The 14,046-nt window shown below is 37.8% G+C and carries 14 protein-coding genes; 2 read left to right on the top strand and 12 right to left on the bottom strand.

Features of this window, described 5'->3' with window-relative positions; all coding sequences use genetic code 11:
• Positions 1-520 precede the first annotated feature (520 nt).
• Positions 521-754: a hypothetical protein gene (locus IEV69_RS08605; RefSeq protein WP_188441517.1), complete on the top strand. Its 234-nt coding sequence runs from the start codon at positions 521-523 to the stop codon at positions 752-754.
• 208 nt (positions 755-962) lie between these two features.
• On the opposite strand, the gene IEV69_RS08600 is transcribed toward IEV69_RS08605, so the two are convergent.
• The 11 genes from IEV69_RS08600 to IEV69_RS08550 form a co-directional block, all read right to left on the bottom strand.
• The gene (locus tag IEV69_RS08600; protein WP_188441515.1) at positions 963-2,063 is read right to left on the bottom strand and encodes a sensor histidine kinase; all 1,101 of its coding nucleotides are present in this window, start codon (positions 2,061-2,063) and stop codon (positions 963-965) included.
• An 8-nt stretch (positions 2,064-2,071) separates the two neighbouring features.
• Entirely contained in the window at positions 2,072-2,866 is a 795-nt protein-coding gene (locus tag IEV69_RS08595; RefSeq protein ID WP_188441514.1) for an alpha/beta fold hydrolase, read from the bottom strand.
• A gap of 218 nt (positions 2,867-3,084) precedes the next feature.
• On the bottom strand, positions 3,085-4,386 hold the full coding sequence (locus IEV69_RS08590; RefSeq protein WP_188441512.1) for a metal-dependent hydrolase family protein: 1,302 nt from the start codon (positions 4,384-4,386) through the stop codon (positions 3,085-3,087).
• A gap of 111 nt (positions 4,387-4,497) precedes the next feature.
• Entirely contained in the window at positions 4,498-5,235 is a 738-nt protein-coding gene (locus IEV69_RS08585; RefSeq protein ID WP_188441510.1) for a DUF6090 family protein, read from the bottom strand.
• Between the two features lie 21 nt (positions 5,236-5,256).
• Complete coding sequence (locus IEV69_RS08580; protein WP_188441508.1) at positions 5,257-5,754, bottom strand: VOC family protein; 498 nt, start codon at positions 5,752-5,754, stop codon at positions 5,257-5,259.
• Positions 5,755-5,811: 57 nt separating this feature from the next.
• On the bottom strand, positions 5,812-6,312 hold the full coding sequence (locus tag IEV69_RS08575) for a DUF4440 domain-containing protein (protein ID WP_188441506.1): 501 nt from the start codon (positions 6,310-6,312) through the stop codon (positions 5,812-5,814).
• Positions 6,313-6,642: 330 nt separating this feature from the next.
• Positions 6,643-7,527 carry a tetratricopeptide repeat protein gene (locus IEV69_RS08570; RefSeq protein ID WP_188441505.1) on the bottom strand — a complete coding sequence of 295 codons (885 nt, stop codon included), beginning with the start codon at positions 7,525-7,527 and terminating at the stop codon, positions 6,643-6,645.
• Between the two features lie 72 nt (positions 7,528-7,599).
• Positions 7,600-8,223, bottom strand: a complete 624-nt coding sequence (locus IEV69_RS08565; RefSeq protein WP_188441503.1) for a hypothetical protein — start codon at positions 8,221-8,223, stop codon at positions 7,600-7,602.
• Positions 8,224-8,343: 120 nt separating this feature from the next.
• Positions 8,344-9,417: a ligand-binding sensor domain-containing protein gene (locus tag IEV69_RS08560; RefSeq protein ID WP_188441501.1), complete on the bottom strand. Its 1,074-nt coding sequence runs from the start codon at positions 9,415-9,417 to the stop codon at positions 8,344-8,346.
• Positions 9,418-9,771: 354 nt separating this feature from the next.
• A complete protein-coding gene (locus tag IEV69_RS08555; RefSeq protein ID WP_188441499.1) occupies positions 9,772-10,368 on the bottom strand; it encodes a four helix bundle suffix domain-containing protein in 597 nt (198 codons plus the stop codon).
• Between the two features lie 491 nt (positions 10,369-10,859).
• Positions 10,860-11,537 carry a DUF4386 domain-containing protein gene (locus tag IEV69_RS08550; RefSeq protein WP_188441497.1) on the bottom strand — a complete coding sequence of 226 codons (678 nt, stop codon included), beginning with the start codon at positions 11,535-11,537 and terminating at the stop codon, positions 10,860-10,862.
• Between the two features lie 580 nt (positions 11,538-12,117).
• On the opposite strand from IEV69_RS08550, the gene IEV69_RS08545 reads away from it, so the two are divergent.
• Complete coding sequence (locus IEV69_RS08545; RefSeq protein WP_188441495.1) at positions 12,118-13,350, top strand: IS256 family transposase; 1,233 nt, start codon at positions 12,118-12,120, stop codon at positions 13,348-13,350.
• Here IEV69_RS08545 and IEV69_RS08540 read toward each other — a convergent pair.
• Positions 13,308-13,661, bottom strand: a complete 354-nt coding sequence (locus IEV69_RS08540; protein ID WP_188441493.1) for a hypothetical protein — start codon at positions 13,659-13,661, stop codon at positions 13,308-13,310. The genes IEV69_RS08545 and IEV69_RS08540 overlap by 43 nt on opposite strands.
• Between the last annotated feature and the right edge of the window lie 385 nt (positions 13,662-14,046).

Below are 14,046 nucleotides of genomic sequence, written 5' to 3'. Positions count from 1 at the left end.
ATGAACAATTGAGGCTCTAAACAAGACCTTTAATTTCAAGAAAAAAGACAATTACCCAATGCTTACAAATGAAGCGTTTGCTATCAAGCGGGTAATGAAAAAGAACTATTAACAAATTTAAATCCAGACTAGGAACAAACCGAAATGAAGTTATTGGAATTTTACAAACCAATCAAGTAACGGTTTCATTAAGCTTATCAATGCTAACACCTAATCTGTATTTAATAAGGGAGTCCTTTGGGTTGAGGCTCCCTTTTTTTTATCCTTCTATTCTTAGTCTGTCGAAGCTATAATAATGGTGATAAACCTTTTGCTGCTTGTCAATAAACCATAACTACTCAATTTCAAATTGATACTACTCTTTACATCATTTGTAACCTTAGAAGAGCAACAAACGATATTCGGTTACCAATGAAAACACAAAGTTATGTAACCTTCTCCTTGAGTTTTGTAACATAAAACAGCCAAGATTGTGTCATCTTTGTATCAGTGCAAAAGAGATACTATAAATCATCAAATTATGAATCCTAAAACTATCGATGAGAAAAGTACAATTGAAGAATTTAAAATAAAAGGTGACTGGGAAAAACAGTCAAGTACATTGAAAAGATTTTACCCAACTCTAACAAATGAAGATCTGAACTATCAAGAAGGAACTATAGCAACCTTAATTAAAAAAATAGCAATCAGATTAGGAAAAAACCGGAATGAAGTAATTGGAATATTGAAGACCAATCAAGAAACGGTTTCTTAAAGCTTACAAACGCTAACACTTAATCTGAAAAAAGAAGGGAGTCCTTTGGGGAGAGGCTCCCTTTCTTTATTGTCGTTCAATCAAACAGACTAACTGTAATTCATCAACTCCTATTTTCAAGATATGAGAGCAAGATATAGTTAGCTGAATACCATCAATAAAACCGCAACAATCCATTCCTAATTATTAATTCTTAATTCTTAATTATTCACTCTCTCGGAAATTGAAGTGTAAAAACAGCTCCCTTTCCCGGTGCTGCTTCTGCGCTTATCGAACCCCCGTGATTTCTCATAATACGTTTACAAGCCGCAAGGCCCACCCCTGTGCCGGGTATCTTATCATTGGCATGCAACCGCTTCATAAATGTAAATATATTGGTTGCCTGTTCCTTTTCAAACCCAATCCCATTATCACTCACCTGAATACACTCAAACCCATTGGTTGTTTTGTGTGTCACTACAATATGGGGTGCTTCTTTTGACCGGTATTTTATTGAATTCTCAAAAAGGTTCTGAAAAAGCCTTACAAGTTGTGATTTTGAACCTGAAATCACTGGCATTTCAGTTATATCAAACATTGCCCCGTTCTTTTCCACAGCATCCTTCAGCAAATCAATCGCCTGCCTGCATACTGCCTCAATTGAAACAGGGGAAAAAACAGACGGGTCCTCATCTACTTTTGAATATTCAAGCAGATCGCGAACCATCAATCTCATTTGATTGGAATTGCTTTTAATCAGGGAAAACAATTTGGCACTTTCTGAGCCGGGTGTAATTAGCTTTTTCTTTTCGAGCAAATGAATCATTCCGGATATCGTTCTCAACGGACTCTGAAGGTCGTGAGAAGCTGTATGGGCAAACTGCTCGAGGTCTTTATTTACTTGTTTCAACTTTTTTAAGGCGGCCTCTGCATTTTTACGTTCTTTCAATAACTCACTTTCATACAGCTTTCGCTGTCTGATGTCTATTACAAACACGCTGAATGTTTCCTTTTTACCGCGCTCAGGGGCATCTTTTTTTGCATTTAACAAGACCGGTAAGGTCGTCGCGTTTTTACCTTTCAACGAGACATTGATTTCTGAGGCTTCCCTTTGCATTTGCAGCAAAGGTTGTATATGGGTATTGTAGTATACCTTCCCTCCCATACTGAACAAATCCTCTATGGAATGGACTTCTAAGGCTCCTTCCTCCTCAAAACCAAGCCACCTTCTTAATGTTTTATTCATTTGCAATACAGTACCTTCTGTATCCATTTGCAAATAGCCACAGGGTGCGTTATCGAGAAGCTGGTCTGTTACTTGTTTTTTCATTTCACTCATTAAAGAAACAGTCTCATCGCTGCAATGGTTGCCTCCGGGTTTGTGAGATGTGGCGTGTGTCCCGGTACTTTTATTTCTGTATAGATACTGTTCTGCAAATGCTTATGGACATATTGACCTACTTCAATGCGTGAAATCACATCAGGGTTGCTTTGAATGACCTGGGCAGGTACACTCACTTTTGCAAGGTCCTCCCGGTTATCCCCCAGAAAAGTGACCTTTGCAAAGTGCTTGGCAATCTCAGGATTCATACGGCAAAAGCTGTTATGCAGTTCATCTGAGTACTCCGGTTTTTCAGGGTGCCCCGTGATGATTGGCGTGATGTGGCTGGACCAACCCAAATAATTGCTCTCAAGGGTCTCCACCATATCTTCGATATCGGATTTTGTGAACCCACCATAATACTCGGCCTGGTTGATATAACGTGGTGAGGGACCTATCAAAATAAGCTTCTCAAAAAGCTCAGGCCGCTGAATGGCTGCCAGCACACCAATCATACAGCTCACTGAGTGCCCTATGAAAATCACCTTACTGAGTTTCAGCTCCTCACAGAGTTCAATGACATCTTGGGCATATCCATCCAAGGAGTCATATTTTTCAAAATCGTAAGCCGATTCATCTGAATTACCTGAACCGGTATGATCAAAAAGTACTATTTTATATTCGTTTTCAAATTCAGGGGTAATAAAGCGCCACATGGTTTGGTCACATCCATACCCATGGGCAAAAAGCATGGGCTGTTGCCCGTTTCCAAATTGAATTACATTATTTCTATCTACTACATTTTTTTCCATATAAAACTTTATGTGCGTATTCTAAATGCTTACCATTTGCTCTATAAATACATCCTGATTTTAAATCTTAAAGGTAGAAAAAATACAGGAATTATTAAGTTTAATAGAGATGTAAGGTTTTATGGAAAACCATGTTAAGAGAAAATAGTTTTCAAGAAGCATAATACGTAATTAACCCTTGAAGGGTTTAGAACCCTTCAAGGGTTGGACAAAAACCTTTATTCCATTTTTTGAAGGTAGACAGCGCCGTTTTTCATGACAAACACCAATTGTTCTAGGGTTTTGAGAAAGTCGTTTTCCAGATTCCCTTTTACGGCAATGATATCTGCTTTAGCTCCGGGTATGAGACTGCCAATCTCTTTCTCCTTGTTTAAACAAACTGCAGAAAGATACGTGGCTGAATGTAATATATCCAAGGGGTGCATTCCCGCTTCAAAATAATAGCGAAACATATCTCTTGACGACTCCCCGCGTGTCCCACCGATATGAGTATAGTTATCAGAACCTGCAACAATGGGAACTCCTTTGTTTAGTGCGCTTGTAAGTCTCTTTTTCATATTCTCCATATAATAATCAATCCAGTCTGCCTCTCCGGTTTCATAGCCTGCCAGGGTAGCATATTGTTCCATATAGGCCCTGCTGTTTTCTGTGGGCACCAGAAACACCTTTTTTTGTGCCATCAACGTCAAGGTGCTATCAGCTATATTAAAACCGTGTTCAATGCCGTCTACTCCTGCCTCAATGGCGTTCCAGGCAGATTGATTGGTCACGGCATGGGCGGTTACGGTCAGGCCATATTCATGGGCTGTTTGAACGATGGCTTTCATTTCATCTACAGAGAGCAATGCTTTATTGGGGAGGTTGTCTGCACATATTTTAATAAGGTTTACGTTTTGATTGACGTGTTCACGCACCGCGTTACGGGCGTCCTCCACTCCTTTTACAATGCGGTATTCTTCATCTATAATGTGTTGTTGGTCAGAAGGCACCCCATAAAGCTGCCCTCCTGCTGCTGCCAGTATGGGCCCCGAAGCAAACACACGCGGACCTGCCACCGTGCCTTCATTGATGGCATCCCTAAGGGCGGTATCCAGAAAAAGTCCTGAGTTGCCCAAATCCTTGATGCTGGTGATGCCCACGTCCAAATAAGACTGCGCTCTTTTGGCTCCTCGAAGCACTCTCAACGCCTCGCTTTCCATCACAAGGGTATGTATGCTATGTGCCGCAAAGTCATCCTTAGCGGTTTGAGAAAACAATACATGTGTATGGGCATCTATCAGTCCCGGAAGAACCGTATAGCCAGTTAAATCAATGATTTCAGCATGCTCAGGAATGCTTTCAAACCCACCGACAGACTCAATTGAAGTGCCACTGATATAAATGACCTGGTTGTGCCGGAGTTCCTTTTTTTGACTGTCAAACAGTTGACCGGCTTTTATATATACATCCTGGGAGTAACCTATTGCTGTGATTTGTAAACAACACAACAACAGCAGGATAGCGTGTATCATTTTATTCATTCGTTTAGTATACTTAGTTATTTGAAATAGGACTATCGTGTTGCTAATGTATCACTTTTTTTGTGAACCCATGAGGGGTTTAGAACCCTTTCTGGGTTGCAAATATATTCACTATTCCTTCTCTAAAATAGCATCGATCGCTTCGATAATAGACCTCGCCCTGGTTAATATAGGTTTATTCACATCTATGATAGCACCACGATAGTATATTGACTTCTGAAGTGCGTTATGAACGGTTCTGTTGTTTTTTAGAGTCTTAAGATCAAACGTTACTTGACTTTTAGTGTCGTCAGTAAAATTGAGATCTACACTTGGGTATAGTTCATTGTTTGCAATAGTAACCAAAGCATCCCCCAGCTTGATGGTCAAATCATAACTAAAATCAATTGATTCAAGATAGCGTAAGTATTTATAATGTAAATCCCGGTTTAATCTTTTAATTGAACCCGAGGCAACGATCAAGCCGTTCCTATCGATGTTTTTTTGCACAGGGAGTAAGTATTCTGCCTGAACTATTGTTTTACTGATCAGCTTGATTTGTTCCTCATTCAATGCTTCTGAGGTGTCTATCATAAATAGCGTACTACGTACGTTTTCATTGATTTCATTGTACCACTTAGTTTGGTGTGAGAATGCCAAAGTATCCAAGATGATTTCCCCTTTCAAGTTATTTAAAAACTCAATATCAGATTGATGTTGTTGCTTTCTATCATTCCAATTATTAATCTGCAAGGCGATCAAGATCCCTATCACTACTAGAATTATTTCTCCAATTGCATACAGAAGATATTTTCTGAAATTGTTTTCAGTCAGTAACTTATGCCTAATGCGTCTAAAAAACTTAATCATGTTGTTAGGTATACACCGGTTTTATTGTTTTCGTTCAATGATATGAATGTTATTTCCATCCATATCTGCCATGTGAATGGTTCGTTCTCCATTGGGCATATGTTCCATTTCAGGAAGCTCATAGTTTAATTCTTCTAACCTTGATAGAATGGTATCGATCGATGATATTGTAAATCCAATATGTCCGGGATCATAATACTGTGTTGTATCTCCTTTAAATTCCCCCAAATGCAATTCTCCACCATTCCCTGTTGACATCCATTTTGCTCTGATGTGTTCTCTGTAAGGAAATGGATAATGAATGGTGTCAAATTCAAAAACGTAGTTGTAAAAAGCAACACTTGAATCTAAATTTTTAACAACAAAAGCCGTGTGATTGTATGTTGCAAAAGGTTGGGCTACAGTGTTGGTTTTTAAATTTTCATTCGTTGATTTTTGTTTGCACGAAAAACAGCAAATCAAGACAAAAGCAATGAGCAGTAATTTTGATGGATGCTGAATAAACTCTGACTTTTTCATATTGACTAATGGTTTTCAGACCTTTGAACGCTTATCACGTTTCCGGCAGTTTGTTTATTAATTTTTAACAGTGGTAGAATGCAATTGCTGTAGTTTCCATTTGTCACGGTCTTTTACAGCAATTACACTTTCTAACCAGTGTACGCTTCCTAAAGTATCAGTTCCTTTTACCCAGGTTCCATAGTTATTATAGGCTATCCAGATGGAAGTTTGGTTGTGCACTGATTGTATAAAGTCAAATGTATTTAACCGCTTATATTGATAGACTTCCATTTCTTTACGTTCCCTGTTTAAGTAATGCTTTACAGAATCATTATTCCAAACAATGCCATTTTCGAGAAGCAAAAAATCATCTGTGTGATGTGTCGCTATTTTAGTTGAATCCAGATTTGACCAAATGTCTTCAAAAGAATGCCTTATCAGGTCCTTAACTTGCGCGAGATCTTGCTGAACTACTAAACTGTCGCTTTTGATAATCGGCGCCTTCTCTTCATTTATTTGATGATTACAGGAACTAACTCCCCAAATGAATATCAAAAGGATTAAAATGTGTTTCATAACTATTATTTAATGACTGCAAACGTTAGTATTAAAGCAATATCACCAGACTTTGCTGGTCTATTCCTTTTCTGAACTGTTTGTTTATTTGATTAATGTCTTACATACAGTTTAAAAGTACATAGCGACACCATTTAATTTAAAAAAAACCATTGGGGAGTACTGCCTCCTTCGCTATCCCCCTTCGCAGTTTCCCTTCGCTGAAAAAGCTTCGGGGGATGAGAAACTTCTGAGGCTTAAACAAATATAAAAAAAATGTAAAACACCATTACTGTAACAATGCAACAAACTGGTCCTAAACAATTCTCAAAAACGGACGAGAACAAGCATTTACTTAAAGCCATTGTTAACTTTAGGTTTTAGTTTACTGTCAATATAGGTTTTTAGTCTTTTAGCAATTAGATGATTCGTGTCCAATGCTACAGCCTTATCGATATATGTTTTAGTCAATGAAAGACTATCCATCTTTGAGTAAATCTGAGCATACAATACATAAGGTGCAGGAATATCCGGATTGTTGATTTTTGTTTGTAATTTATCTGCAAGTGAAAGGGCTTTTTCATAATTTCCTAAATCAGATTCAAAGGCAGCAGCAAGACTAATAAAAGAAGGAAGTTCCTTTTGTTTTGTTGTTGAGAGAAAATTTAATGAATCTAAAGCCACTTGGGCATTGTGATTTGAATGTAAAATTTCAAAATATTCTGCTTTAAAATAAGATTCATTTGGGTATTTATGAACAAACTCTCTATAATTGGATTCTGACATTTCCTTAAAATCAGACATAAATTTCTTATCCAATTTCATGTTTTGGTCTCGAGCATTAAATAACTCCAATATATTGAGTGTTGATTCTAACAGTAATTGTTCATCTTTGGAAGCGTTTTGTTTTTTTATGTTCAATTCATCCCACAGCCTTATCCGCTCGTCAAGATCTTGGGTTATTTTCCCAACTAAACTTTTCCCAACCAAAAAAGTGGTATCAAATTCGACCGCTTTTCTAAAAGCTTTTTCAGACAAGGTCCATTGGCCATAATCCATAATATACTCCCAGCCTTTATTAAAATAAAAAAGGGCAGAATCATTTTTTGTACCATAATCATATGCTGCTTGACTATTTTGATTCTTGGAAGTGTTTTGATTGCAAGATATTAGTACAACTAAAACTATACCTAAAGTAAAATATTTAATCTTCATATCAGGTTCTATTAAATTCAAAGTTAACGGTTTACCAATTAACCACTATAACCACATATACGCTTTTGTGTACCGCCATTTTAAAGTCCGTTTTTATGTGAGGAATGAAATTGTCCACACCACATAAAACCATAGATATCCCATCCAACTGATTTTATGTATTTTTTTTATTGTCAACAAGTCATATACAAACAAGGAAATGAACAGCCCATTCCAAACGAGAATAACAAATAGTACATTATTTCCAATATGAAGGTTTGTTGCAACCCTATCTAATATGGGTTCCAGAATCAACAAAGTACCCATATAAATAAACCGCTTGTGTCTGTTACCCTTTTTTCTGTTTAGATATCCCAGTAGGATTAAAACGGCAAAACTGGGTATAAATAAAAGGATTGCTTTTTCAAAATACTTCAGTGCACTCCAGCCTCCATCATAGGCTTCACTAATGATATATACGGTGCTTAAAACCACTAAAATGGCTATCACAAAACCTGCAACCCCCCATTTCATATGTGCTATGTAATTTCTTTTTCGTATAAAATTAGCTTGGATGACAAATAGTATAAACCAGGCAAACATCAACAGTCCGTGGATAATAAACTTCGGGTCGCTGTTGCTTTCTTGCCCCACATCAGTAATTAAATTGTCTGAAAAGGCAATGATGGAAAGCACAAGTAGAAGTATGCTAGCTATTTGAAAATAATAAGTTCTCATTCCAATTTATGTCTGTATTTTTTTGGTTGCTTGGTCTTTATGAATGTTCGCTTACATTTAGTGTAAAATGCGTTTTAATACATTTTTAAACATTGTAAGCGGCTACTCTTCTTTCAATTATCATAGTATGAATTTTTCAAATATTGTCCCATTAAATTTAAATGCCCCGTTTTCGTGCGTTCCAAGCCAAAGGGCACCATGGTTGTCTTTGTAAATGCTGAATAATGTAATGTCTGTTGAATTATACTGAACCGGGTAATGAGTGACGTTTGTTCCGTCATATTTCCAAACGCCATCACGATAGGTTACAAACCATAAATTGTTATTGTCGTCTCTTACTGTTGATAGATACTCGTCCAAATTGCTGTCCTTTTTCCCATCTAACCCACCTATACTTTGGTGTCTTGTGTAAAATTGATTGTTATCTAACGTTGCGCTGTCGTAAACACGATAGCGATATTCGGTATTGAACCAAAAGTCGCCATTTTTGTCTTCCGCAATTGATCGCACTCCGTTTGCACCTTCGTTGCGAAATTCAGTCACATCTTCTTCTGTGATCCATTCAAATGATTTCCCATCATATCGGCACACTCCAACAGGGTTGGTGCCAAACCAAATGTTTCCTTTCTTGTCTTTATAAATGGTGTAGATTTCAAAAGGATTGGGGAGATTTGGTGGTTTTGGTAACTGCAATTCATGTAACGTACTTCCGTCATACCGATATACTTTTTCAGATTGAAAAGAATGTCTAAACCATACATCATTGGATTTAAGTTGCCAATCGTTACCGGCGACTGGCGATAAAGTCGTGAATGTATGTCCGTCAAACTTAACTATCGTTGAATTTGGGGAACAACTGGTAAAATATATGTTGCCGGATTGATCTTCTTTTATTTCATCAATTCTGTTTGGTAAGCCTTGATCGGCTGTATAATTGACCAATGTTTTTCCACCTGTCTTGAGGGAAGCCGAAGGATCATATCTATATACTCCCGTCTTCCAACTTCCAAACCAATAATTATTTTTCTTGTCTTGATAAACAACCATAACGCTGCTACCAAGTGCTTGTACAGTGTCGCCTTTTACCAATTGTTCTTTTAACTGCTCATTGTTTTTTTGCTTGGAAGCGGTCTGCCCGTTACACGAAGTCAATAGAGTTAAGATGCTCAGCAATAATAGTATGTTTAATTTCATTGTCGTCAGTTTGATTTTTGCTGTGTCGTCATAGAGTTACTGCTAACAACCATATTAAAGTAATACCTCCACAACTTGTTGCTGTCATATTCCTTTTCTACATTGTTTAGAGTATTAGTTGATATCCTGCATGCAGCTTATAAATCAAATAGACCACACCATTTAATTTTAAAAAACTATTGGGGAGTACTGCCTCCTTCATTTAAATTTCTGAGGCTGAAACAAATATAAAAAAAAATGTTAAATAAGCGTTCAAGGGAAACTGCAAACACGCAGCAACAAGCCACCTCAGCCCCCCTGCCCTCATAGGGCAGACTTCTAAGTCAAAGTCCCTGCTAGTCCCTTAAGTCCCTTTTACAGAGTATCACCACCCTCCTTTTTACCCTTGTTGCGCTGTTCAATTCTTACCTTCGTCATACGTTCTCTTAAACCACCTTCTTTTATAAAAGCAGCTTCCAGGGCTTTGAGTTGTTTGTTTAATAAGTAACTTGTAACTTTGATAAGGCCAATCATCACATTGGCACAGATCTCAGGGTTTTGATGTTCTATGCCTTTTTTAAAGGTTTCATAAGTGGCGTTGGGTGTTTTGTTGAGTTCCCGCAGTCGTGCCACCAGACGGTGCCCTTTGTCCCAGATTTCATAGTTGTTGCTTCTCAGAAAGTCTTCATAATCTATTCGCAATTCCTCTAAAGAAGCCCGGGCAACATTGGTTAATTTAATTTCAAACTCTTTTGAAGTTCCAGAAGCCATACTGGCTTCCACAATATTTTGTTTACCACTTCTAGCTGCCTGCACCATTTGGTCTATGGTACGGTCATATTTTCCAAAAAAACGTCTCGTAAAATACATCGTGCCGTCATAGATGATTTCAGCTTTTTGATAGGAAATCAAATTGCGGTAACCACCGTGTTGAGGGATAAAACCTGAGTTGTTTTGCTTTTGTTCTTTCATAATAAAGGACTTAAGGGACAACAGGGACATTGACTTAGAGGGGCGGGCTGCTGTGCCTGCGGTAAAGTCCCTGTGAGTCCCTTATGTCCCTTTTAACCCGTTATTAAAAACCATGCCGTTTCCGGCAAAAGGGTATTACAGCAATTATTTTCTTGGGGATGATAAAGCGGCTAGTGCCTCCTTCGTTATCCCCCTTCGCTGAAAAAGCTTCCGCCTTGCGCTTCATAGCTTCAGGGCGCCTACGCTAAAGCTTCTGCAACAGCGTGCGACGAAGCGGAGGATGAGAAACTTCTGAGGCTGAAACAAATATAAAAAAATTGTTTAACAATCGTTGTTTTGACACTGCTCTCAGCCGCAAGCCACCAGAGCCCCCCTGCCCTGCCCTCATAGAACAGACTTCTAATTCAAAGTCCCTGCTAGTCGCTTGGGTCCTTTTTACAGTGTATCACCACGCCCCTTTTCTGCGGGATGGTATCACCCTGTAACGGGAGTTATTGATTCATTTCAGGTTCCGGTATGGATGCATTGAATCCTTTGAACAGTAACCAAAGCGGAAGAATGAGTTGAATCAATCCCATGGGAAGCAGCATATTCATACTTATACTCTGTCCAAAAATTGAACTTACTTGTTCAATAAACATCAGGACGACCGCCAATATTCCAAAAGCAGCTATCACACGTGGGACCAGTTTAGAACTGTATAAGGTGACATAGAGTATAAAAACAGGAAAGCAGGAAATTAAGAGATACATATAATGGGTCCACCAATGCATTTCAGAAACAAACGACTCCAAAATAGTTGACGCACTTTCACCGCCATTGCCCACATATTCTTTACTCAATTCCAACATAGAGAGTACGCTCACATTATCAATCATAATGGCAATAAAGTTGAGGATGCAGAAGGCAAGGTATAGATAGGCCAGGTGCATACTATATCGTTTAAAAATGGGCAATAGCAGGGTAGCAATCACGATGGTTACGATCCCGCTAAAAATACCGAGTACTATGGAAGCGATGACTTGATTGGCGTTCTCAGAAGTGGTAGAAAGATAATCGTCTGAAAAAAGCACCGGACCTTGTAAAACTTGAAAAATTAGGATGCCTGAAACAAAAACAAATAAAAGCAAAGCGCCAGTGATCCTTCCGGTTTTTTGATTTGAATACATAGTTGGTTTTTTTAGGTTGGTTTTAATTTAAAAGGGTGCCCCGCTACCACGCGATGCAATCGCACGGCAGCGGAGGGTTATTGGTTTGAAGTATTAAAGATAGTTTTTTTGAATGATTTGATCCATGAAACCTTTTAAGAAATACTACCAAGTTCAAAACATTGCTTCTTTAGGTTTTGTAGTCAGCCCTGAAGGGGCATCAGAACCTCAACGGTGGGTGTGAGCCCACCGCATTGAACAGCCAGCCAATAAAAAAGCCCTGAAAGGGCGCAATAGTTTACTCACACTCCCCCGGAGTATATGAAATAAGCCCACCCATGCATCTGGCCCAACCGGCATTGGTATATGTCACCCCGTCACAACCGCACACCGGGTCATACTCATCAGAAAGGTCTATTGATTCACACTGGGGGAAGGTATAGGTATCACAAGCGTCCCCAGTGCAGCCGCTCAACAGCACACCCGCAAGCAGCAGGACGGTGATGAAGAAAAGAAAGTGCTTCGTTATCAATTTTATCTATTCTATTTTCGAGACTGTTCAAGAAAGTGTGTCAAATTAATAATTTATTAATTTAGACATATGAAAGATATAGAAAAACAGAATGATTTTGAAAAACTGGTTACAGAACTTTCTAAAGGATTGTCAAGTGGCCAGCCTTTAACTGGTAAAGATGGTGTTTTTACACCTTTACTCAAGCGAGTGATCGAAGCCAGTCTTGAAGGAGAGATGGACTCTCATTTAGAGCAAAGTTCTAAAAAAGACAAAAATCGGCACAATGGGCGAGGGCGAAAAAATATCTCTAGCTCATTAGGTGGCTTCGATATTTTTTCGCCGCGTGACCGCAATGGTTCTTTTCAACCCGAGATTATCAAGAAAAGACAAAGGCGCATAACCAGCGATATTGATGCTAAGATTTTGTCTCTTTACAGCAAAGGGATGAGTTATAGGGATATTCAAGATCATCTTAAGGATATGTATGATTTAGAGATATCTGTAGGCACATTAAACGCTATAACAGATAGAATAATCCCGGAGATACTAGAATGGCAATCCAGGCCTTTAGATTCTGTTTATCCGGTGATGTGGCTTGATGCCATGCATTTTAAAGTCAGGGAAAATGGAAAGGTTGTTTCTAAAGCTGTTTACTCGGTCCTGGGTGTTAATAGAGAAGGAGAAAAGCAAGTCTTGGGTATCTATTTTGGGGATAATGAATCCAGTAGCTTTTGGAGACAAGTACTCCACGAACTACAGACTCGTGGGGTAAAAGATATTTTTGTAGCTTGCATTGACAATTTAAGTGGCTTTGCTGATGCTATAGAAGATATTTTTCCAAAAGCAGATGTGCAACTTTGTTTGGTTCATCAAATGCGCAACAGTCTTAAATATGTAAATTATAAAGATGTAAAACCTCTGATTAAGGATTTAAGAAAGATCTATACCGCATTGAATGAAAAAGCTGCAGAACAATATCTAATTCAAGCAGAACAACGGTGGGGTACCAAGTACAAGATTATTTTCAGAAGTTGGAGAAACAACTGGGTAAGGCTTGTTAATTTTTATAAATACCCACCGGCTTTACGCAGGGGTATTTATACTAACAATCCTATAGAGAGTTATCATAGAATGGTTCGTAAAGTCACAAAAACAAAAGGTGCCTTTACTTCAGAAAATGCGATAGTAAAACAAATCTATTTAGCCACTCTAAATGCACAAACAAAATGGAATGGCCAAATGTTTGGATGGTCATCAGTTAGAAGAGATTTAGTAGATTACTTTGATAACAGATTTTTAAACGATGACACACTTAATTGAACATAACCCATAGAAATAGGTGCCATGCCATGATCGTCTTTGCATTTTAATCTAACATAATTAATTATTACATCAGTTTTTGATAAGTTTTCTATAATTAAACTTAAACTAGGTATAACAAAACTACCATTAGTATACATTGCACCAACAATCAATTCTAATGATAATATCTTTATTCTTTTTGACTTTTTTATATCTAAATAATATTTAATAACATAACCTATTATTACTGCTAAAAGAGATAAAAGGAAAATAAAAAGTGAAGATTGCCAAAAGCTTGCTTCAATAATTAAGGATTTAAAAAATGTCATTAATCTTTTGTTTATCTACTTCAAACCCAAGTTGTATGACTAATTTCATAATCATATAAAATAATTATAAACCAAGGTTTCAAAACTCAATTAAAAGGGGGTTAAAAAAAGCGGCTTCCCAAATATATAAATAAATGTTAAACCCCCCTGCAATCAAAACTACAAAAGCTGGATGTATTGGTTTTGTGGGATTCCTCATTTTTAATAGAAAAGAGAAAATAGAGAAGAATAAATAGATAATTTGCTGAAAGTTAAAAGCTGATAGCTGTTTGATTAAAGCTAACTTGGCGGTCTTTGCGAGCACTGCGCACTGTGTTTCACGCTATGAGTTTGTTATACGTCTTAAGTCATATAGTCGTACGTAAATCCCAAAACTGAACACTCC

The organism is Planktosalinus lacus, assembly GCF_014640155.1.
Lineage (GTDB): Bacteria > Bacteroidota > Bacteroidia > Flavobacteriales > Flavobacteriaceae > Planktosalinus > Planktosalinus lacus.
The sequence above is the reverse complement of the archived record's forward strand: the minus strand, read 5'-3'. Positions and strand labels throughout refer to the sequence as shown.